Below are 22392 nucleotides of genomic sequence, written 5' to 3'. Positions count from 1 at the left end.
TTGCAGACCTCCTGAGGTCGGGGCAACGGTCGCGACAGCGGCAGGGCGTGCTCTTTAGCGGTCTTTCATTTTACGTTCGAATCGATGAGTGTGACGCGAACGCCTTCGCATCCGGCGCTGCTCGAAATCTCGAGTTCGCGCCATGCATTTGAATGTCCGTCCACGGAGGAGATCAACGGATCGATCTGCTTGTCAGGACGCAACATGTTAAACGGCCATGATGGCCGGCCGAGCCGTTCATGCACCAGCGAACCGAGCCAGATTGGCGTGGCGGGCGCGCTGCCTTTGCGCTCGATCGCGTAACCTGTCGGCCAGAAGCGCAGCACATCTCGTTCCTCGCGATTCTCGCGCGGCCGCGTAAAGACCAGCGTCGACGGTTCACCGTTATCAAGCTTCGGCAAAACGGGTAACTCGCTGGCCGCGGCGTCCGGCGATACCAGGGAGAGCAGCGAACGCGCGGAGACCCGGGGGCCTTCATCCCAGCCGCGATCGCGCAACTGCATGCGGATCTGTTCGACCGTCGCAGACCATTGCACCGTGATCGGCTCCCGGCGGTCGCCGGCCATATCGGACCGGTAACAGGGAAAAGTTTTCCAGAGCGAATCGGTCCATTGAGCTTCGCTTACGACAACGGTTCGGTGTTGCGCGTCGAACGACGAACTGGACGGAGCCGGGTTAAAGGCGATTTGCACCAGGGCGCTTGCGCCGATTATCACCAGAATCACGGCGGGCATGAACGCGCGCGCCGCAGGTGGCTGCGGATTTCTCCAGACGGCAGTGAGCGCGACGACGGCGATCCAGATGGCCGCGAAAGCCGCGCCACCTACGGCATCGGAAAACGCAAAACGGCCGAAGTAAAGCCCGGCGAACGCGACGGCGACGACAATCGCCGTGCCCACAGTGGTCACCAGAATGCCTTGAACTCTGCCGACCCGCCGTGCCAGCAGAAACGCAAGGAAGCCATAGACGATTGCGCTGGCGGCAACGTGATTGCTTGGAAACGCATAGACGTCCGGGCCGCCATAGTCCATCGGCGAACGCCGCACCGTCAGTTGAATGGCGAAGATCAGCAGTTGCGAGAAGACGACCGCAGCCAGCCAATAGGCCACGGAAAGCCAGCGGCGTTCATAAGTCATCCATACGATAACGGTTGTCACCACAACGGTCAGTGTCAATACACTGCCTAAGGTCGAAAGACCGGACATCACACTATCGGCCCACGTGGAATGGATGGATTGCAGAAAGCGATAGACGGACCGGTCAACCTGTACCAGTGGATCGCCGCTGGCGACCCGTTTGAACAGACTAAAGAAGACGCCCGCAAACAAAAGCACCAGCGCCGAGATGGCGGCAACCACGCTCATCGCCGGCCGCTCCGGACTTACCGCCTGCACGACGAGCCCCGCAAAGCGACCTTCGTGACAGTGTGCCCAGTCGACCAGCCGCTTGTGCGACGCAACCGCCCAGGCATGGGCGCGCGAAATGATCGCACGCATGATGCGAAAACTGAGCCACGCAATCGCGGCCAGAATCGCAATGACGGCAACCAGACGAAACGACACCGCGCCGGCGAGTTGCAACGAAGCTCCGAACACGACGCCCGGCAGAATATGAGCCGGTGCCCACAGCAGAGCCGACAGGATGTTCATGGCGTAAAAGCGCGTCGGCGTCATGCCCATCATGCCTGCGATGACCGGCACAATGGCCCGCACCGGCGCAATAAAGCGCGCGAACACCACACTACGCGCGCCATGCCGTTTGAAATATTGATGCCCCGCTGCGAGGATTTGCGGATGCGTACTGAATGGCCACAGTTGCACGAGCATGTCGCGATAGCGACGCCCAAGCCAGTAACTGATGCCGTCACCGGCAATCGCGCCGATCAGCGCGCATACAAATAGCCAGCCTAGATTGAGCGAGCCGGTGCCGGCCAGCGCGCCCGCCAGAAACATGGCGGTGCTGCCGGGAATGAAGGTGCCGATGACAGCAACGGCTTCGAGGAACGCCGCGAGAAACACCACCGCCAGCGTCCATCCCGCATGGCCGCCCAGCAGATGCAACAGGTGAACGTACGCGTGCTCCATCTACCTCTCCGGCACTCCAGTGATATGCGCCAATGAATACGCTCGGGACCGCTCATTCGCCTCACCGGATTCGAATTTCGCGCCATATCGAAATATAACCTTACCTGGCACCAGGTCGCATTGAACGGGCCCGGGGGCTGCTTCGTTGACGTCTTGCGAACTTGACCTATAACGAAGTTGCAGCGTGGCCATGATCTGCGCCGAACCGGAGCTTCGAGACCGGCTCGCGTGACGCGCGCTGCGGTCGTGTGTCGACGTTCGAAGTTGGCAGGCAACCCAGGGTCGGCAAGCCGGCGTGCAGACCGGCATGCAACTCTGCGGTCTGGCGGGCAACGGGCTCAGGCAATGAGTTCCGCTGCGAGGAGGAACGAAATGAAAACGCTTTTTGTATTGACGGCGGCAGGTGCAGGGCTGCTGCTGGCAGCTGGCGCGACGAACGGGCAAGGGATGGATATGCAATCGCCGGGTCGTGCAATATTCGAGCAAAACGCAAACGAGTCCGCGCAATCTGCTACAGACATGCGGTACAGCGATAGCGTCCAGTCCGACAAAGGACCTTCGGGCGCATTCGCCAATACATCTTACGGCGGTACGGCCGATACACAAGGACAGGCGGGCGGCCCGCGCTGCACTTTTGCGCCGCACTGCAACATTTATCGCGGTCATTGAGGCGGATTCCGCAAAAGATCCACGGCGCCGTCAGAACAGCGCGTTGCAGCGCGATGCCGTCATGGCATTGCGCTGCAACGCGCTGGGTGGCGTGACGTGCTGTCGTTCCAGCACGACAACTGTCAGCCTTAAAAAACGCCTTTTCTTTTCATCAATCCCCGCTTAAAGCCACCTGCTTAAAGGCAGCGTCATGTCTTGCGCCGTACTTGCACCTGTTGAAAGTCTGAGTTTCGGGCGCGCCGCGCTCCCCAGAGGAACTGGCTACTTAAACTTCGCCTGCAGTTTCATGTCGTTGCCGTCAGCAACGGCTTGGCGCCAAAGAGCGTAGATGAATGCAGATAAAAAAAGCAGATTCCTCGACACGATGAACAGGTAAAGAACCAATGAAGAAAACGTGCTTAGCCGGACTGTGGTCCGCGTTAGTGCTGTGCAACGTCGCACATGCCCAGAATAGCGTCACGTCGTATGGTCTTATCGATGAAGGCTTTGACTTCACTACCAACGCGGCGGGACACCGCCTACGCGGCTACCGTGACATCGAACACACTTACAGCCGGATTGCACAACGTAGAGCGCTCTGACCAACATGTCATTTGCGGCGCGAACGTGACGGGTTTTTCATCTTTGTGCGGCCTGCTATTTATTCGCTCAGGGATATGATGCCGAGACCGTGGCGAATCCGACCAGAAGCGCATGTCCAGAAGACACCTGACGAAACCGGCAACGCTGAACGCGTCGGTATGTAACTGCTTTCGGTTTGCTACGCGCGGGTCGATGCACCTTGCGCGACGCTTTCGGTCGTTCAGCTTCATATCGCATCAACAGGCGAGGAGCCGATGAACGTGTCCGCTCTGGATGTTGGAAAAGCGCAGGGACCCATGATCTCCACAGCAATCCCGGGGACGACTTCAACGCATCGCCCGGGTCAGCGGTGGCATACGACAACGTTTCGATGGTTGTCGGCGTACGCCGCAATCTTTTCTATCTCGTTCATGGCGCTGCTGGGTTTCCTCGAATACTCCGTGGGCGCGGCCATGGAGCGTGAAGCCGACAGTGCGATCCGTTGGCAAATCCGTTACTTCGATTCAAAGAGCGACGACCGGATCGCGTCCGTGATCGGACGAAGGCTTGAGCGTGAAAACGGCCATACGAACTATTACGGTCTGTTTACCCCCGACGGTCAAGAGCTTGCCGGCGATATCCCGAACGTCCCCAGCGGTCTCAAGTTCGCTCACCAAGGCGACTCCCTGGTGTCGCAATTTGGCCGCACGCTGGTACTCGAGCAAGAATCGTCAAGGCCGACTGTGCGCGTGATGGGAGAGATTCGCGACAACGGCCTGATGCTCGTCATAGGCCGGAATCTGTCCGATGTACGGCACGTGCGCGAAGAACTCACCAAGGCATTGATCGGCGGCGGCATCTTGTGTCTGGTGGTCAGTCTCGCCACCGGCATATTGCTCAGTCTTCGACAGATGCGACGCGTCTCCGACATGCGGCGCGTGACGATCCGCATTGCCAACGGAGATCTGGCGCAACGCTTGCCGGTTGGCGGCCGGGATGAACTGGACATGCTTTCGCATCTCGTCAATCACATGCTCGATGAAGTCGAGCGGCTGATGAACGAAGTCAAGGGGGCCTGCGATGGCATCGCACACGACCTGCGCACGCCCCTCGTGCGTCTGCGCCTGCAACTGGCCAATCTCGCGGAGCGGGTGCGTACCAGTGGAGATGAGACAACCGCGGGCCTGATTGCCAGTGCCCGCACCGAAGCCGACTCCATTCTTGACCGGTTTGGTGCGATGCTGCGGATTTCGGAAATCGGTGCTTTGCAACGTCGCAGCGGTTTCGACGAGGTCATGTTGCAGACACTCGTCGACGAACTGTGCGATCTCTATTTGCCGCTCGCCGAAGAAAAGTCGATTCGTTTGCTGTCGAGCACAGATTCAGTCGAACCGGTTCATGCCGACCGTGCACTCCTGTTCGAGGCGTTTAGCAACCTGCTCGACAACGCGATCAAATTCGCGCCAGAGAGCGGCGAAGTGAGCGTCATGTTGCGTTCATGCGAGTCGGGAGCGCAACTCGTGATTGCCGACAACGGCCCCGGCATTCCGGTCAGCGAGCGGCACGCCGTGCTGAACCGCTTCTATCGCATCGAAAAGACTCGCCATGTGCCGGGAACGGGCCTTGGACTGGGTATCGTTTCGGCAATCATCCGGCTGCATGACTTTGAGCTTCGCATTGGCGGCGAGGATCGAGGAACGACCATCACGATCAATTGCTGGCCACACAACTTGCAGTAGGTCATAAGAGCTAGATGAGAATTTTGCTGGTTTCGTCCTCTGAAACAGAGACGGTCTACCTCCATAAGGCGTTTAGAGAAAGCGCGCACAGCGTGCATGCCGCGGACAACCTGCGCTATGCGCTCTACCTCGCTTCGCACGAGGATTTCGATGCAATTGTCGTCGCCACCCTGGGTATGAACATGCTTACGGCGCTATTCGATGCGCTGGCCGAGTTGTCGCGATTGCCTCACGCGCCGGCAGTGATCGTTGCGCTCGCAAGCGGCACCGCGAACGAGCGCGCCCGAATATTACGTGCGGGCGCTGACGCCTGCTTCGTGCAGCCTTACTCTTTTCTGGAAATGCAGGAGCGCATGCTGGCACTGCGGCGCGCATCGGCGGCGCGATCCGGCACGGCGCCGCTCGACACGCCCATGTTGCGACTGGACCCGCTCACGCGAGATCTGGTCGAGGATGGCAAGCGCGTCTTGATGACCAAGCGCGAGTATCTGCTGCTTGAATGCTTGCTGCGGCAGGCGAATGCACCGGTGGCGCGAGATCAATTGATTCGCTATGCGTGGGCGGACAAGGAGGATGTGGATCCTTCCAGCGTCAATCTGGTGGTCTCACGTTTGCGGCGAAAGCTGGAACTGAATGGCTTCAGGGCCCGCGTCGAGACCATTAGCCGGTTCGGCTATCAATTGGCAGCATGCTGAAGGCTAAGGGGTTGCGTGCACCAGCAGCATGAAGGGACTACGAAGAGAGATACGCGGGAGAGAATGCAGGTCCTGTGAGGCGCAGCCGATCGCGCGTTGCGGATGCCTGCATTACCTCATTGCACGGACCTGTTGCAAGGCCACTACTATGAACCGAAGAACGGCGTGCAGAAGTCTGGCGGTCCGACGCAGTCGCCTGGCCCGTTAGGCGTTCCGTGCAGCGACGCGCAGCTCGTGAGCGCGACGCAAGCAAGCGCATACAGCGCTCGCCGTAACCACGGCGAGCGAGACGGTTTCTGTGGCTTCTGTTTCATGATGTTGATGAGTTGGGTATGACGTATCAGTGATGCGCGTAGAGTGTTTTGTCCAGGTAGGAAAGCTGACCGTCCTGCTCCGACTGGACGAGTTCCTGATCCACCTGTGCCCGGGTCTTGCTAGCCACCGCTTGACCGTAAGGCGCTACCCATTGCCCGCTCTGGTCAAGTGTCGAGGCTGCGCTCAGTTGCGTGGAAGAACTTGCACCCTGATTCGGGTTGCTCGAACCCGGCATCGTTTGGGCAAATGCGGAACTGCTCGCGGCGAGACCGATCAAAACGGCGATCATCGTGATTTTCATGATGTGTTCCTCTAGATATGATGTGTAGGGCGCGATGGCCGCGGAGCGCATCGAGAACTCGGATGTCGCTGGATTTTGCGGTTAAATCGCATGCCTAAATAATGGTCGAAAAGGCAGATCGAATGGAATGGCTTGAAGTGGTCTGCGCACCATGCGATTCCACTTCGTCCGAGCCCCTACATTCGACGGCACCTGCTCGAACGAAGTGCTTACGGGTGTGCGTACACCGTGCTGTTCAGGTACGCGAGTTGTCCGTCTTTCTCCGCCTCGACCAGCTCGGCGTAGACCTGGGCGCGGGTTTTCGGCGCAACGGCTTGACCATACGGCGGGACCCACGTACCGGCTTGCGATGTTACGTCTGACGCGGCAACCAGGGTCGAGGACGGGGTAGCCGTGTTCGACGATGCGGGGTTGCTTTGGGCGAAAGCCGAGCTGGTTGCGAGAATGCCAAGCAAAGCGGCGATCTGGATGACTTTCATGACTGCTCCTTCATGCGGAAGAGGTAGGGTAGGTCCGGGCCGTACCGCACTGTGCGATGCGCGTCTCGGTAAGGAGCAGAATAGAGAGGTGGGCCTATCGCAACGCGAGCATGAAAGTGAAGAGATTTTTAATCACAGAGGCGCAGCATCCGCCGCAAAACCCTAGTCGAGCAGGTATCCGGACCCTCTGACCGTCCGGATTGACGGATGCTCGCCGGCCACGCAAATTTTCTTGCGCAAGCGACCCATGTGGACGTCGATCAGGTTAGTGCCCGGATCGAAATGGCAACCCCAGACGCCTTCGAAAATCATGGTGCGTGTGAGCACCTGACCGGGGTGGCGCATCAGGTATTCCAGCACTTTCAGCTCAGTGGGCTGGAGGTCGAGTTCCTGCCCGCGATAATTCGCTTTGCGTTTGATCAGATCGAGTTCGAGATCGCCGACGTGAAGCCGGGTTTCGGTTGATTCGAGCGGTGTCGTGCGTCGCAACAATACTTCGGCGCGCGCCATCATCTCCTCGCGCGCGAATGGCTTGATGAGGTAGTCGTCGCCACCCGCTCTCAGGCTACGGACCCGCTCGTCGACGTTCGATATCGAGCTCACCAGCAACACCGGAGTGTCGATGCCGGCACTGCGCATCGCGTTGAGGATCGTGAGGCCGTCCATGTCGGGAAGCGTGCGGTCCAGCGTCACCAGATCGTAGTTTCGCGCCATCACCTTCGCGATGCCTTCGCGTCCGCAGCGCGCCACGTCGACCTCAAAGCGTGGCTGGGTCAAGGAGCTCAGAATCTCGTGGACCATCAATTCGTCGTCTTCCACGGACAGGACTTTGGACATGACTCATCGGTGCCGGCTGCAAGGTGCCTAGGACGTTACCGTCTGGCGATGGAGTGGGCAACATCGAAACCATGAAATGACATTCATGACACTCAGATGGCGAGTCGCGCTGAGCAAGACGCTATGAAATATTTATTTGTGTCAGACTAGCTCGAGGTTCGTGAGGCAACAGGGCTGTCGCGCGTGAGCGTGGCCGCCGCCAGGCGACTGTCGTATCGTGAGGCGTGAACACATTGCACCTAAGCGCGGGCCTCACGCGCAATCTCCGCGCAACCTGTGCAGGCCGCGCAGAAACCCCTCCGCTTCAATTTCTCATTCATTCGGCACTCCATGCGTTCCAAGTTGATCAAATGGCTGTTCATTGTCTGCCTGCTTGGCAGTGGAACGCTCTATTCCGCCGTGATCCTGCTTCTTTTTCCGTTTGTCGGGCGAGCCGGGCGCTACTGGCTGGCCGCGCAATGGTGCCGTGCACTGGTCGGCTGGATGCGCTGGCTGCCGGGTGTTACCGCCTCTGTCGAGGGCCTCGAGCACCTGCCGAAGGAACCGTTCATCATTCTGTGCCGCCATGAATCGACGTGGGAAACACTGGCGTTTCTTGCGCTGTTCCCGCGCCGTATCAGTTTCGTGTTCAAGGAGGATCTGCTGCGCATTCCGTTTTTCGGCTGGGTACTGCGCGGTCTCGACATGGTCAGCCTCAACCGCGGTTCGCCGCGCCAGGCGCATCAGGCGGTGACACAGGAGTGCGCGAAGCGGCTCGCGAAGGGAGACGTGGTGGTGATATTTCCCGAAGGGACGCGCGTAGCGCACGATGCACCGCTCAGGCTCACGTCGGGCGGCGTTCGCCTCGCTTGCGCGACCGGTGCGCCGGTGGTTCCGGCGGTGCATAACGCGGGTGCAGTCTGGCCGGCAAAGGGATGGCCGGTTGAGAAGGGGCATATCCGGGTGGTGGTCGGCCCGGCGTTTTCGTCGCGCGATACCTCGCAACAAGACCTGAGCCACCAGGTGCACGACTGGATGAAAACGGCCTTGCAACAGCTTTGAGCGAGCAGCAAAGGCGCCGCGGGGAGCACTAACGCAAATGGCCCGCCAGGGCGGGCCATCTGTTGCAGCAGGGGAACGGTTGTTCCGGCCTGTTACAGCGGCGTGATGTTGGCCGCTTGCTTACCCTTCGGGCCTTGCTTCACTTCGAAGCTAACCTTTTGGTTTTCCTGCAGCGATTTGAAGCCGCTCCCCTGAACTTCGGAGAAGTGTGCGAACAGATCTTCGCCGCCGCCGTCAGGCGTAATGAAACCAAAACCTTTTGCATCATTGAACCACTTCACAATACCGGTTGCCATTTTTTAACCCATTCAAAATAAATGTCGCGTTCGCGTATGCCGCGTCTTCGCCCCGCGACCGAACGCGAAGAATGCCTTTGTACCACGCTGATAAGAAACCTGCCAATGGTCATCTTTACGATTGCGCTCTAACGCACCAAACTGGCGTCGAATTAGTGTATGGAATATGTAATGTACCGGTGGGTTAAACTGTGGCTACACTCTCCCGGGAAATACATGACACATTACTTGCAGGAAGAGTTGACTTCGTTTTGGGGCCGTCTGACCCCATACCTGGCGTTGTTGGAGTCCACGCAGGGCGGCGCGCCGCAAACCGCGCCGGATCCGATTGGACGCGTGACAATTGACACGGACGAGTGTCAGGCGTTTGCGCTTCACACCACTGACGCAAAAGCCGACGACGATTCGTCCGAGGCACCCACCGGCCATAGCGCGACCTATACTCGCGAAAGAGCCGCCGGCGCCGCCTGGGGGCCGTGGCAGAGGCAAGCGTACTAACGCTGCATTGAAGTGCGCGCCGTGGCCAGGGCTCGGCGCGCCGTGATCCGATCTGTTTCAACGTATGAGCAAGACCCCATTCATTCCCAGTGTCCCAGCCCGATCCGAAGGCGATTTCCATGTCTCGGCATCGTCGAAGCTGGCCGGTTATCGGCGTTTTTTCGGTGTCTTGAGCGTGATCCGCAAGACCGACGGACGGCAGCTTTTCCCGTTTGACGGCGCCCCCGAATTGGGTCCGTATGCAACGAAGATGGAAGCGCTGGCCGCCGCGCAAGTGTACGGCGAGCATATTGTTGCCGCCGATCTCGCCAATCCCGAGCTATGAGCGGGCGAAGTAACAGTAAAACGTACCGTGCGCCGCATTCGCTGCGGTAATAAGGTCGCATCGACGCTTCCGGGTTCCTTGCGGGTTTATCCTGGGCGGATTGCTGTCAAACGGCATGCCGAACGTTTTCCAAATTACATCCACCCAGATTGTGCGTAAGCGCAGATGGTGCGTCCGCGTGTGTCCGACACCATCGCGTTCGACGTCGATCGTCAGCAGGTTTTCAACGCGACCGGTCTCTTTGATCCCATTCGGCTAACGGCCGACCAACCGCCAATGAGCCATCACCCGGTCCGGGAGGGCCGCGCCTCGCCACGCATCTGAATGACGAGGTGGCGTAAAGGCCGAATGTGGAAAATAGATTAGGCATGCTGATAAACCGTTCGAGCCACCCGAAAACACAACACAGGTCGCATCACTTGCGGCAGGAAACAGCATAAACCTGTTGTATCAGGCGACACGTTTCGTTACACACAAAAACACGGGTAATATGCGCACTCCATATAGTTGCCTCAACACTTACCCTTGAGGTGCCGTATGAAGAAAATCCTGACACTGCTGGCATTGGCGGTCTGCCTTGGAAGCGCGCTGAGCGCTTGTATTATCGTTCCGGACGGCGGCGGTCATGACCACTATCACGACCATTACTGATCACGCGTAGCGCGTTATCCAATACCGTTGCATCAGCAACAATATGGTGAGTCCGGCGTGCGCTGTATGCCGGGCTCGCTCACCTGCCTGGCAATGCTGTTTGAGCATCCCCGCGAAGGAAGCTCAGTTCGCAGTACCTGAAGCGGAGCCCGTACGTTGTGTGGGCCTCGCGCAATCGTGCAGACATCGGCTACATCTCCCTACGTCTCCACGGGCCTGATAGACGACTCATCTACTTTGGTAGAGAATGAGCGACATCAAGTGTGTCAGCCATTCAAAACTATTCGTCGATCGAGGCTAAAACGTGCGCACCGCTATTCACTCGTCATTCGGCAATCCTGCAGAAGTTTTGACCGTCGAGGAGCGTCCGACTCCTGTGCCTGCGGCCGGTCAGGTTCGCATCAAATCCACACTTTCGCCGATTCACAACCACGACCTGTGGACTATCCGCGGTCAGTACGGCTACAAGCCGAAATTGCCGGCGGTGGGCGGCAGCGAACTCGCGGGTGTGATCGATGCGGTTGGCGAGGGCGTGGATCGCCTCAAGGTTGGGCAGCGGGTAGTCGTAGCGGGCGTTTATGAAGCGTGGGCCGAGTACGTGATCGCACCGGCCGGTGCGGTGGTTCCATTGCCTGATGCCGTGAACGATGAAACGGGCTGCCAACTGATTGCAATGCCGCTCAGCGCGGTGATGTTGCTCGAATATCTGAACCTGAAGCCGGGCCAGTGGTTTATCCAGAACACGGCGAACGGCGCGGTGGGCAAAACGCTCGCAATGCTGGCGAAAGCGCGCGGCATCCATGTGGTCAACGTGGTGCGCCGTGACGCGGGCGTGGCGGAACTACAAGAGTTGGGCATCGCCAATGGTGTGTCGACGCAAAGCGAAGGCTGGAAGGACCATGTGCGCGCGTTGCCTGGCGATGCACCGCTGGTTGCCGCGGTCGATTCAGTAGGCGGAGACGCAAGCGGCGATCTGTTTGGCCTGCTGGGCCAGGACGGGACCCTGGTTTCGTTCGGCGCAATGTCGGGCGAGCCGATGCGGCTCAGTTCGGGCGACGCCATCTTCAAGCAGGCGACGGTGAAAGGTTTCTGGGCCAAGGTCGTGTCCGAAACCCTGTCGAGCGCCGACAGGGCGCGCATGATCGGCGATCTGCTGCGCCTTGCTGCGTCGGGCGAATTGCGCCTGCCGGTCGAGGCGGTCTTCGACATTGACGATGTCGCCAGGGCCGCGGCGGCAAGCGACAAGCCGGGTCGCAAGGGCAAGGTCCTGCTGCGTTTCTGATCCGCCGCGTTTCGGCGATATGTCGATGTCTTGATGCCGCACGCCCAGGGATTTCCCCGAACCTCAATTTCCCACCTATAGTGCCGTTAACTGACTCACATGATGAGACCCGGCAGGACGACTCATCACGCATAGAAAGACACATGTAACCGACCAGGCATCAAATTGAAACCGTCGTGCGTCCATCCCTCAAACGGCAAGTGCGGCGCGCAAGATCTCGCTGCGGACAGCGATAATGGCGAGCCGCAGAATCAGCTCTTTCTGTCGTATTTCTTCGCCTGGTTTCGCGGTTATCAGCGGGTGGGCGCGCGCTGCGCGTTGATTGCCCTTGCGGCAGGAACGGGTGCAGGCGTGCTATGCCTGCTCATGCTGCGCTGGTGGCCCGGCGGCTCCGCCGACCCGGACGCTCCGTTGCTCAGCTGGCGCGCCGGGGTTGCGCTCATTGCAGGCGGGGGCGTTGCGATCCTCGTCTATGGTTCGCTGGCGCGGCTGTATTTACGCGCTTCGGCCGCCACCGCGCTTGCCTCTGCTCTGCTGGACGCGAATCGCGAATGCATGAAGCTGATCGACGTCGACGGGCGGATGCTGCGTATTTCCGAGTACGGCGCGCATCTGATGGACGCCGCCTCGCACGCGCAGCTCATCGGCGCAGATTGGCTCGGTTTCTGGAAAGGTGCCGACAGCGTCGCCGCCGGCACGGCGTTTTCGGGCTCGCTGTCCGGACATCGCACGTCGTTTCGCGGACTCGCTCATACCACGGCAGGCCGCCCAAAATGGTGGGAGACGCGCCTGACGCCCATCAAGGACGAGAACGGCCGCGTCATCGCGATGCTCGGCGCGTCGCTCGACGTCACAAACCAGACGGATCTGCTGGCGCAATTGCAGGCGAAGAACGAGCTCATGTCGGAGATGGAAGCGCACGTGCCGCTCGTGTTTTACTCGTATAGCGCCAATTTCGAGTATTTCCACTATCTAAGCGCAGGTTTTTCGAAGGTGTTCGGCCTGACGCCGGACGATGTGCGGCGCGATGCATCGGCCTGGATGAAACTGGTCCTGGAAGAAGATCTGGATGCATTGCGCAATGAGATGCAGCGCATTGTGAGCGAGTCTACGGACGGCCGCATCGAATACCGGATCAGGAAACCCGACGGCTCGATCCGCTGGTTGCGCAGCACCGGCTACCCCGTGCGCGACAGTGATGGAGTGGTCCTGCGCATCATTGGGACTACCGAAGACATCACTGAGGAGCAGGAACGTCTGCGTACGCTGGACCGGCTGGCGTTCACGGATTCGCTGACCGGGCTGGCCAATCGCGCCGCGCTGTTCCGCGAAATCGAAACGCGCTGCACGGCCGACATACCGTTCGGGTTGATGTTCGTCGACCTCGACCGTTTCAAGGTGCTGAACGACACGCTAGGTCACGTCGCGGCCGATCATCTTCTGAAGGATATCGGCGACGTCATCAAGGGCGCGCTGCCTGATGATGCCTACGTTGCGCGTCTGGGCGGCGATGAATTCGCGGTGCTGGTCGCCAGCATCGCGGAAAAAGCCGGACTCGAGGCGCTCGCGCAGGGGCTGCTTGGCGAGTTGTCGCGCAGCGGGCGCGACGATGGCGCAGGCACGTTCGTCACCGCATCTATCGGCATTTCGCTCTATCCGGAGCATGGCGCCTGCCACGAAGCGCTGCTCACGCGCGCGGATGTGGCGATGTACGCCGCGAAAAAAGCGGGCCGCAATTGCTTCATGTTCGCGGGTAAAGAAGCCGTCGAGACGATCGGCGACTTCGAACTGGAGCGCGACGTGCCCGAGGCGCTCGCATCGAACCAGTTCCTGCTGCATTTCCAGACCATTCACGAGCCATGCACGCTGTCGATTCATAGCACCGAGGCGTTGATACGCTGGAATCACCCGCGACGTGGTTTGATTCCGCCGGGCGTGTTTGTGCCGATTCTCGAGGAGACCGGCTTCATCGCAGAGGTCGGCTCGTGGGTGTTGAATAGCGCGTTGGGTCAGCTGGCTGAATGGCGACGTAATGGCGCGTGCAATCTGGGTATGTCGGTGAATGTGTCCGCACGGCAATTGCGCGATGATGCGATCGTGCGCGAGGTCGAGCGGGCCTTGAATAAATTCGGCGTGCCGCCCGCCAAGCTCGAAATCGAGTTGACCGAAACGGCATTGATGGAAAATCCGTATCACGCGCAAAAGATCATCGCGGCGCTCAAATCGCTAGGCGTGAGAATTGCCATCGACGATTTCGGCACCGGCTATTCGACGCTCAAATATCTGGCCGACTTTGCACCGGATACGCTCAAGATAGACCGCGCGTTTACTTCGAAGCTGGTCAGCGACTCGGCCACCCAGACCATTGTGGAAGGCATCATTGGTCTGTCGCGCAAACTGGGCATCAAGGTCGTGGCAGAAGGCGTCGAGGAACAGCAGCAACTGGATATTTTGCGCGATGTGCATTGCGACTTTGTGCAAGGCTTCTTTTTGTGCAGACCGCAAGCGCCCGACAAACTGAGTCATGCGCTCACGCTTCGCCTTGCATCGGAATTGACGCGTACGTGATGAAGCGTTGCACGGAATTTCGCATGCACGATGGCCGTTGCTCGCAGCACGAGGCTGCAAGAACGGCCTTATCGATTTTGCACGCACTACACAGAGTTCTTCGTTACTGCTGCGCCATGGGCGCGCGGGTCTTGTCGTCGGCCGCCATGGGTTTTGACGGCGACGCGGGCATGTTGCCGTTATCTGCAAAGCCGGCGGGCTTGGTGACCCATGGGCTCGAAATCGGATCGCCGCCGTATGTCATGCCGGCCGTCGCGGCGCCATGAGCATTGCCGGCGCCGTTCCCGCCTTGTCCGTTTCCGCCGGCTTGCGCAAACGTTACGCTCGACGTGCAGAGCGCAGCCGCAACGGCGCCCGTCGTCACGACGGTCAGAATTGCCTTGTTCATATCGGTTCTCCGGTAATGCGCGGCACGATTGCGTCGCGTCACCCTCATATACGAGGCGAACGCGGCGCCGGATGCACGCTGGTCAACAGGCGCCTGTTTATCTGTTCGTTCTCGCGCACTGTGGGCAGTAACTTGACGTTACCAATCTCGCATACGCGTTTCACCTGTAAATGAGAAGCCTCCCTACACTGCCGTCACTGATAGCGTGGTTAGCAGCGCTATGCCATCGGGCAACGTCACTACGCGTGCCACGCCCTATCTTGCGGGAGCAGCCCATGCATCGAACGCGAACCCCCCTTATTACTGCGCAGCTGGATGGAACGCAGCTATGCGCCGACTATTGCGCGCAAACCGGACGTCTGCGGGTCTTGCAAGGGGCCACCGTGGTGCGCGAATGGTTTCCACCCAATTCGTGGATTGCGATTGCGTCGGTAGCGGGCGCGCGTAATTGGGGAACGCGCCCCGACCCAATCGAACTTCAGGCGTTGCTCGAAAGCCAGGTGCCGCTATTGCGGCCAAATTGAGCGGACTTCGAATCCATCTGCAACCGCAAGCAGGTTCGGCCTGATGCCCGGTCTCGCTGCCCTCCCGGCCAGTTCGCCCCAAACATGACTTTTTCGCATGTTTGTCTCTAAAATTAGTCGCTTGCCCGCCATCGTCATGCGGACAAGAATTCGGCTCATGCTCCGGTGGCATGGGTCTCATAGCCGCCGGCAATGCGTTTTTCGCACTACGCCACCTGGTATTGACTATGCGACGCGATCGGAATTTTTCAAACGGCCGGTTTATCGAGCCCGCCACCGACGAACTCATTTCCGTCTATAACCCCGCCACCGAAGCGCTGATTGCTCACGTGTCGGGTGCTTCAAGAGAACAGGCGCTTGCCGCCGTCGACGCTGCCGCGCTCGCGCAGAAAGCGTGGCGCAAGCTGCCTGCTGCGGAACGCGGCGCCTATTTGCACAAGCTTGCTGACGCGTTGACCGAATGCGCGCCGGCGATCGGCGCCGCACTCGCGCTGGAGTCGGGCAAGAGCGTCCCGGACGCCACCAGCGAAGCGATCTACGCCGGCCAGATCACGCGCTATCACGCTGAATGGGCGCGCCGTATCGAAGGTGAAGTCATTCCGAGCGACACGCCTGACGAAAACCTCGTGTTGCATCGCGAGCCGATTGGCGTCGTCGCGTGCCTGATTCCGTTCAACTATCCGGTCTACACGTTCCTGCGCAAGGTTGCGCCTGCACTGATTTCCGGCAATACCGTGGTGGTTCGTCCTAGCAATAACACGCCGACTTCCGCATTCGAAATTGCCAAAGCAGTAGAAAAGGCCGGACTGCCGGCCGGCGTCGTCAACATTCTGGCCATGAGCCATGCGACGGCCGAAGCAGTCTGCACGCATCCGAAGGTCGGCATGATTACACTGACAGGTAGTGTCGGCGCGGGCCGCAAGGTGCTCGAATACTGCAAGGCGAACATTGCCAAACCGTCGCTCGAACTGGGCGGCAAAACGCCTGCCATCATCGAGCCGGATGCCGATCTCGAGAAAGCCGCGCGCGAACTGGTAGCGTCGAAGACCACGCATTGCGGCCAGCTGTGCACGGCAATCGAACGCGTCTATGTGCACGAGAGCGTGCATGACCGCTTCGTCGCGCTGCTCAAGCAACATATGAGCGCCGTGCAGTCGGGTGACCGCGCAGAAAATCCGGCCCTGATGGGACCGCTCGTCAACGACGCGTCGCGCCAGTCCATTCACGCGATGGTCAAGCGTGCCGTCGAAGCAGGTGCCAGGCTTGAGACCGGCGGCCAGTTGCCCGATGGTCAGGGCTTCTTCTATCCGGCCACGCTGTTGTCGAATTGCCGTCAGGACATGGAGATCATCCAGGAAGAGACCTTCGGTCCGATCATGCCGGTCGTCAAATACAGCACGCTCGATCAGGCGCTTGAAATGGCGAACGATCATCAGTTCGGCCTGTCTTCCGTGCTCTATACCGAGAACTACCGTACCGCGATGAAGATTGCCAACGGTATTGAAGCGGGCGAACTGTATGTGAATCGCACACCGGCTGATCCGTATCAGGGCTTCCATGCAGGCTGGAAGCGTTCGGGCCTGGGTGGCGATGACGGCAAGCACGGCATGCTCGAATTCACGCAAACCCGCCTCGTGGTGATGAAGTACTAAAGACCGCTTACGCATGATCCGGCGTGCCGCTTCACGCGGCACGTCACTCAACCCTCCGCAGATTCGCGCAAGCACGCTGCAAACCATAACAAAGATTTGGAGACCCGACATGGCCGGCGCATCGACGCGCTTACGCCTTGCGTGTCTCGCAGGAGCACTCCGTGTCATCTCAACCCGTTCGATCCCACGTCTCGCTGGACCTGGCCAGTGACGCAGCCGCGTTACGCGACACCAAGGCACAGCGCTATGTGCAGTTGCTGCTGCTGGTGATTGCCGCCGGCGCAATCTATCCGATTCTCTATCTGCGCCAGGTCTATCAGCCGACGATGCTGGAAGTCTTCCACATCACCGACAGCCAGCTCGGCTATCTGTATTCCTCGCTCGGCACGATCTTTCTGCTGAGTTATTTACCCAGTGGGTGGTTGGCTGACCGAATCGCGCCGCGCCTGCTGATCTGTTTTTCGCTGATCGCAACCGGTGTATTGGGCGTGTGGTATTCGACCGCGCCGTCGTTTCAGGTGCTGATGATCATCTTCGGCGGCTGGGGTCTTTCCACCGGGCTGACCTTCTGGGCCGCCGTGATCAAGCGCGTGACGATGATCGCCGGCGCCGACGAGCAAGGCCGCTTCTTCGGCTTTCTCGACGGCGGCCGCGGCCTGATTGAAGCGTTGCTCGCGACTGTCGCGATCACGCTGTTCGCGTGGGCCACGCAAACACGCGGCGAGCCAGTAGCGGCGGGGTTCAGGCTGGTGGTCTACATGTACGCATTCCTGTGCATTGCGCTAGGTGTCGTGCTCGGACTCGTGAAGGACCCGCAGACGAGCAAAGCGGCAGCAGCGGCAAACGCCGCCGCACGCAAACGCAGCAATGTGCTGGTCGATCTGAAGACCTTGGCAAAGATTCCGGAGCTGTGGCTGGTGGCTGCCATCGTGTTCTGCGGCTATCAGGTGTTTTGGGCGACGTATAGCTTCTCCGCGTATCTGCACGAAGGCTCGATCGGTCTCTCGGTGGTGATGGCCGGCACCATCACGACGCTCAAGCTGTGGATGCGGCCGATCGGCGGCATCGGCGGTGGCTTTCTCGGCGACCGCTATTCGAAGATTTCGGTGCTGGTGATTGCACTATTTCTCGCCGCGTTGTCGCTGGTCGGACTGATCGCCGCGCCTGGCATCAATAGCCACGTCATGCTGGTGTTGCTCGTGCTGTTCATCGGCATTCTGACCTACGCGATTCGGGGTCTTTACTGGTCGTTGCTCGACCGCTGCAATGTGCCGGTGGCAACCATGGGACTGGCAATTGGCTTGATCTCGGTACTCGGTTATTCGCCGGACGTCTTCTTGCCTCTCATCAACGGTTATCTGACGCAGACGTTTCCTGGTGTCTTTGGTTATCAACTCTACTTCGGCTATGTCGCCGCAGTGGCAGCGTTGGGTGGCTTTGCCGCGCTCGCGCTAAGAAACATGCTTAACAAAAAAGAAGGTGCGTAAATGAAAGTTGTCTCGCTCGAAACGCATGTTGTCGCTGTACCGCCGCCGCATCTCGGCGGCATGTACTGGATTTTCGTCAAGCTGAAGACGGCGTGCGGCATCGAAGGCGTGGGTGAAATCTATTCGGCCACGTTTCATCCGGATGCGATGACGCACATCATCGACGATGTGTTCGGACGCTATTTGCAGGACAAAGATCCGCACCACGTTGAACGGTTGTGGCGCGAAGCGTATTCGAGCGGCTTCACGCAACGTCCCGACCTGACCATGATGGGTGTCGTCAGCGGTCTGGAGATGGCGTGCTGGGACATCATCGGCAAGGCAGCCGGCAAGCCGGTTTATGAACTGCTGGGCGGCATGGTCAACGAGCGGCTGCGTTCGTACACGTACCTCTATCCGAAGAATAGCCGCGGCGAATACGATTACGACGATCCCGATCTCGCCGCCGAATGCGCGGTCGAAAACGTCAAGCGTGGCTTCACGGCAGTCAAGTTCGATCCGGCCGGTCCTTACACCGCGTATTCGGGCCATCAACTGTCAATGGAAGTGCTCGACCGTTGCGAGCTGTTTTGCCGCCGTGTGCGCGAAGCGGTGGGCAGCAAGGCCGATCTGCTGTTCGGCACGCACGGGCAGATGGTGCCGTCGTCGGCGATTCGCCTCGCCAAACGCCTCGAGAAATACGATCCCTTGTGGTTCGAAGAGCCGGTGCCGCCGGGCCAGGAAGGCGCGATGGCGCAAGTCGCCGCGCACACCAGCATTCCGATCGCGGCGGGCGAACGGCTGACCACCAAGTATGAATTCTTCAAGCTGCTCGAAGCGGGCGCGGCGTCGATCCTGCAACTGAATGTGGCGCGCGTGGGCGGACTGCTCGAAGCGAAGAAGGTGGCGAGCATCGCCGAGGTGTATTACGCGCAGATCGCGCCGCACCTCTACAACGGCCCGGTGGGCGCCGCTGCCAGCATCCAGCTCGCCGCGTGTACACCGAACTTCCTGATTCAGGAAAGCATCGGTACGTGGGGCGGTTTTCACGCTGAAGTACTCAAGACGCCGATTCGCTGGGAAGACGGCTACATCATCCCTTCGCAGGAACCGGGGTTGGGTGTCGAGTTGAACATGGAAGTCGTGCGGCAACATTCGCCGTATAAGGGCGAGCGCCTGCATCTGCAGATGGCCGCAAAGCCTGCCGACGTCAAGGATCTCGCGCCGGCCAGGGGTTGAGATCAAGTGTTGAGTCTGGAAATCATTTTCGCATTCACTGAAGCGGACGCCGTCGGGCGAGATACAGCATGAACTACGACTACATTATTGTTGGCGCGGGCTCGGCGGGCTGCGTGCTTGCCAATCGCCTGTCGGCCTCGGGGCAATATTCCGTGCTGCTGCTCGAAGCAGGCGGCAAGGACAGCTCGTTCTGGTTCAAGATTCCCGTTGGTTTCACCAAGACGTACTACAACGAAACCTATAACTGGATGTACTACAGCGAGCCGGAAAAGGAACTCGACAACCGTCCCATCTACTGCCCGCGCGGCAAGGTGCAGGGCGGTTCGGGTTCGATCAACGCGATGATTTACGTGCGCGGCCAGCCGCACGATTTCGACGATTGGGCTGCGCTTGGCAACAAGGGGTGGGCATTCAAAGACGTGCTGCCGTATTTCCGCAAGCTCGAGACGCATCCGCTCGGCAACACGGAATATCATGGCGCGGATGGTCCGATTGGCATCTCGCCGATGAGAGATGCCGTGCATCCGATCTGCCATGTGTTTCTCAAAGGCTGCGATCAGGCGGGCTATCAGCGCACCGACGATTTCAACGGCGCGCAATTCGAAGGCGCCGGCATCTACGATGTGAGCACACGCAACGGCCAACGTTCGTCGAGCAGCTTTGAGTATCTGCATCCGGTGCTGGATCGCAAGAATCTGACGGTCGAGCGCGAGGTGCTGGCGAGTCAGGTCTTGTTCGACGACACGAAGCGCGCGATCGGCGTAGTGGTCAAGCAAAACGGCAGCACGCGCACCTTTACGGCGAACCGCGAGGTCATCCTGTCCGCGGGTGCGGTGGATACGCCGAAGCTGCTGCAACTGTCCGGCGTGGGCGACAAGGCGTTGCTGGCACAACATCGCATTTCGTTCGTGCATGATTTGCCGGCGGTCGGACAGAACCTGCAAGATCACCTGTGCGTGAGCTTCTATTACCGTGCAAACGTGAAGACGTTGAACGACGAAATGCGTCCCTTGCTTGGCAAGCTCAAGCTCGGGTTGCAGTACTTGTTGACGCGTAAGGGGCCGCTTGCGATGAGCGTGAATCAGTCCGGCGGATTCTTTAAGGGAAGCGCGAAAGAAGCGCAGCCTAATCTTCAGCTCTACTTCAATCCGCTGTCGTATCGCATTCCGAAGAGCAGCAAGGCAAGCCTCGAGCCGGAACCGTATTCGGGTTTTTTGCTGGCCTTCAATCCGTGCCGTCCGACGAGCCGCGGTTCGATTCAAATCGCCTCGAACCGCGTCGAGGACGCGGCGAAGATTCGCCTCAATGCCTTGACGACCGAGAAGGATATCGACGAAGTCATTCAGGGATGCGAACTGGTGCGTAAGGTGATGGCCTCGCCTGCGCTGCAGGGCATCACGGTTGAAGAGATTTCGCCAGGACCGCAGGTGAATAGCCGCGAAGGATTTTTGCAGTACTTCCGCGAACAGTCGGGTTCGATCTATCACCTGTGCGGATCGTGCGCGATGGGGCCGGATGCGCAGACCTCCGTGGTGGACGACCGCTTGCGCGTGCATGGCGTCACAGCATTGCGCGTGGTCGACGCGTCGATCTTCCCGAACATTACGTCCGGCAATATCAATGCGCCCACGCTGATGGTGGCGGAGAAGGGCGCGGAGATGATTCTGGAAGACGCAACGGCGCAGGCTGCATTAGCGCGAACCAAAGCGGAAGTGGCTGCTGCGCATTGAATCGCGAAGTCACTGTTCTTCAGGGAACGCCGCTCGCCCTTGGGTCATGTCGCGTAATGCCTCATGTGCACCGGCGAGCGCGGTGACGGGCATGCGGATCGTCAGCCGCACGGCCATTTGATACGCGCTGTCGGTTAGCGTGTGGGCTTCCTGTTCGATCCAGCGGCGCACGCGCGCTTCATCCGGATAACCGATCTCCACCGTCAGCAACGCCTGCGCAATCCGTTCGACGCGCGGCGCGGCCTGCAAGACGCGGGCAATGGCGTCCGTATAAGCGCGTACGAGGCCGCCCGCGCCGAGCTTCACGCCACCGTAGTAGCGCACCACTGCGGCGAGCACGCCGTCCAGATCGTGATGGCGTAACACTTCGAGGATGGGCCGTCCGGCAGTACCGGACGGCTCGCCGTCGTCCGACATGCCCGACTGGCCGCCTGCGAGGAGAGCCCAGCACACATGCGTCGCAGTGGGATGCTCTTCCCGCAGACGACGCAGTTCGACCATTGCCGCATCGCGGTCGGCGACAGGGATGGCGTGGGCGATAAAGCGGCTCTTGCGAATTTCGAGTTCTGAAGAGACTGCTGTGGAAAGGGTGTGACTCACGTTGATGGGCGGTGATCGAAGCAATAGAGTTAGTAGTTTAACTGTCACGCTTCGGCGTGCTTGCATTGACGCGGGTGGTGGGCTTGATCACTTGCCTGGATCCGTCGGCGACAATTGTTTAACCACGCCAGGAGGATCTTTCATCTCGCCATCAGGCTGACGCGAAGCCGCGAGCATGCCGAACACCGCGCCGGGCGAATGCCACCACAACGCCCGACAGAACCTAACCCGTAGTCGTGCCGACAGTGGATGCAAGGGCGGGAGCTTTGCGCCGGAAAAGGCTTCGGCTCGGATAGTCGATCACATATAGCGCGAGCAGAGGTACAAGGAAAGCGACCCCGAGTTGAGCGATCGATCGATTGACGCCAATGGCTATGGCCAGGATGAGCGCCGGAATATGGAAGAGGTAAATAGGATAGGACCAGTCACCAAGAAAATTCAGAAACGCAATG

20 protein-coding genes are annotated in these 22392 nt (G+C 59.6%); 12 read left to right on the top strand and 8 right to left on the bottom strand.

What is annotated here, in order from left to right; genetic code table 11:
- Positions 1–65: 65 nt before the first annotated feature.
- Positions 66–2084 carry a bifunctional DedA family/phosphatase PAP2 family protein gene (locus VGH41_RS22725; RefSeq protein ID WP_331599862.1) on the bottom strand — a complete coding sequence of 673 codons (2019 nt, stop codon included), beginning with the start codon at positions 2082–2084 and terminating at the stop codon, positions 66–68.
- Between the two features lie 372 nt (positions 2085–2456).
- Here VGH41_RS22725 and VGH41_RS22720 point away from each other — a divergent pair, with 372 nt between their 5' ends.
- From VGH41_RS22720 to VGH41_RS22710, 3 genes are all read left to right on the top strand, one after another.
- Complete coding sequence (locus tag VGH41_RS22720; protein WP_331599861.1) at positions 2457–2753, top strand: hypothetical protein; 297 nt, start codon at positions 2457–2459, stop codon at positions 2751–2753.
- 878 nt (positions 2754–3631) lie between these two features.
- Positions 3632–5053 carry a HAMP domain-containing sensor histidine kinase gene (locus tag VGH41_RS22715; RefSeq protein ID WP_331599860.1) on the top strand — a complete coding sequence of 474 codons (1422 nt, stop codon included), beginning with the start codon at positions 3632–3634 and terminating at the stop codon, positions 5051–5053.
- A gap of 14 nt (positions 5054–5067) precedes the next feature.
- Entirely contained in the window at positions 5068–5748 is a 681-nt protein-coding gene (locus VGH41_RS22710; RefSeq protein ID WP_331599859.1) for a response regulator transcription factor, read from the top strand.
- 340 nt (positions 5749–6088) lie between these two features.
- Here VGH41_RS22710 and VGH41_RS22705 read toward each other — a convergent pair whose 3' ends face one another.
- From VGH41_RS22705 to VGH41_RS22695, 3 genes are all read right to left on the bottom strand, one after another.
- Positions 6089–6364: a DUF4148 domain-containing protein gene (locus VGH41_RS22705; protein ID WP_331599856.1), complete on the bottom strand. Its 276-nt coding sequence runs from the start codon at positions 6362–6364 to the stop codon at positions 6089–6091.
- A 209-nt stretch (positions 6365–6573) separates the two neighbouring features.
- The gene (locus VGH41_RS22700; protein WP_331599855.1) at positions 6574–6843 is read right to left on the bottom strand and encodes a DUF4148 domain-containing protein; all 270 of its coding nucleotides are present in this window, start codon (positions 6841–6843) and stop codon (positions 6574–6576) included.
- A 162-nt stretch (positions 6844–7005) separates the two neighbouring features.
- Complete coding sequence (locus tag VGH41_RS22695; RefSeq protein ID WP_331599854.1) at positions 7006–7680, bottom strand: response regulator transcription factor; 675 nt, start codon at positions 7678–7680, stop codon at positions 7006–7008.
- 330 nt (positions 7681–8010) lie between these two features.
- Here VGH41_RS22695 and VGH41_RS22690 point away from each other — a divergent pair, with 330 nt between their 5' ends.
- Positions 8011–8721, top strand: coding sequence for a lysophospholipid acyltransferase family protein (locus tag VGH41_RS22690; RefSeq protein ID WP_331599853.1), 711 nt, complete (start codon positions 8011–8013; stop codon positions 8719–8721).
- A 92-nt stretch (positions 8722–8813) separates the two neighbouring features.
- Here the strand turns inward: VGH41_RS22690 and VGH41_RS22685 are convergent, their stop codons facing one another.
- A complete protein-coding gene (locus tag VGH41_RS22685) occupies positions 8814–9017 on the bottom strand; it encodes a cold-shock protein (RefSeq protein WP_074266313.1) in 204 nt (67 codons plus the stop codon).
- A gap of 562 nt (positions 9018–9579) precedes the next feature.
- On the opposite strand from VGH41_RS22685, the gene VGH41_RS22680 reads away from it, so the two are divergent.
- The 4 genes from VGH41_RS22680 (at position 9580) to VGH41_RS22665 (ending at position 14341) form a co-directional block, all read left to right on the top strand.
- On the top strand, positions 9580–9840 hold the full coding sequence (locus tag VGH41_RS22680) for a DUF6723 family protein (RefSeq protein ID WP_331599852.1): 261 nt from the start codon (positions 9580–9582) through the stop codon (positions 9838–9840).
- A gap of 180 nt (positions 9841–10020) precedes the next feature.
- Positions 10021–10164: a hypothetical protein gene (locus VGH41_RS22675; RefSeq protein WP_331599850.1), complete on the top strand. Its 144-nt coding sequence runs from the start codon at positions 10021–10023 to the stop codon at positions 10162–10164.
- Between the two features lie 631 nt (positions 10165–10795).
- On the top strand, positions 10796–11773 hold the full coding sequence (locus VGH41_RS22670) for a zinc-binding dehydrogenase (protein WP_331599849.1): 978 nt from the start codon (positions 10796–10798) through the stop codon (positions 11771–11773).
- A gap of 165 nt (positions 11774–11938) precedes the next feature.
- Positions 11939–14341 carry a putative bifunctional diguanylate cyclase/phosphodiesterase gene (locus tag VGH41_RS22665; protein WP_331599847.1) on the top strand — a complete coding sequence of 801 codons (2403 nt, stop codon included), beginning with the start codon at positions 11939–11941 and terminating at the stop codon, positions 14339–14341.
- 103 nt (positions 14342–14444) lie between these two features.
- On the opposite strand, the gene VGH41_RS22660 is transcribed toward VGH41_RS22665, so the two are convergent.
- On the bottom strand, positions 14445–14729 hold the full coding sequence (locus VGH41_RS22660; RefSeq protein WP_331599846.1) for a hypothetical protein: 285 nt from the start codon (positions 14727–14729) through the stop codon (positions 14445–14447).
- Between the two features lie 751 nt (positions 14730–15480).
- Here VGH41_RS22660 and aldA point away from each other — a divergent pair.
- The 4 genes from aldA (at position 15481) to VGH41_RS22640 (ending at position 21340) form a co-directional block, all read left to right on the top strand.
- On the top strand, positions 15481–16905 hold the full coding sequence (gene aldA, locus VGH41_RS22655) for an aldehyde dehydrogenase (RefSeq protein ID WP_331599845.1): 1425 nt from the start codon (positions 15481–15483) through the stop codon (positions 16903–16905).
- 161 nt (positions 16906–17066) lie between these two features.
- Positions 17067–18392, top strand: a complete 1326-nt coding sequence (locus VGH41_RS22650; protein WP_331599844.1) for an MFS transporter — start codon at positions 17067–17069, stop codon at positions 18390–18392.
- Positions 18393–19610: a mandelate racemase/muconate lactonizing enzyme family protein gene (locus tag VGH41_RS22645; RefSeq protein ID WP_331599843.1), complete on the top strand. Its 1218-nt coding sequence runs from the start codon at positions 18393–18395 to the stop codon at positions 19608–19610.
- A 68-nt stretch (positions 19611–19678) separates the two neighbouring features.
- Positions 19679–21340, top strand: a complete 1662-nt coding sequence (locus tag VGH41_RS22640) for a GMC family oxidoreductase (RefSeq protein WP_331599842.1) — start codon at positions 19679–19681, stop codon at positions 21338–21340.
- 9 nt (positions 21341–21349) lie between these two features.
- On the opposite strand, the gene VGH41_RS22635 is transcribed toward VGH41_RS22640, so the two are convergent.
- Both VGH41_RS22635 and VGH41_RS22630 read right to left on the bottom strand, forming a co-directional pair.
- Entirely contained in the window at positions 21350–22006 is a 657-nt protein-coding gene (locus VGH41_RS22635) for an IMPACT family protein (protein WP_414696700.1), read from the bottom strand.
- A 157-nt stretch (positions 22007–22163) separates the two neighbouring features.
- On the bottom strand, positions 22164–22392 hold a 229-nt coding region (locus VGH41_RS22630; RefSeq protein WP_331599840.1), incomplete at its 5' end, for a hypothetical protein.

Source organism: Paraburkholderia sp. (assembly GCF_036488795.1).
Lineage (GTDB): Bacteria > Pseudomonadota > Gammaproteobacteria > Burkholderiales > Burkholderiaceae > Paraburkholderia.
The sequence above is the reverse complement of the archived record's forward strand: the minus strand, read 5'-3'. Positions and strand labels throughout refer to the sequence as shown.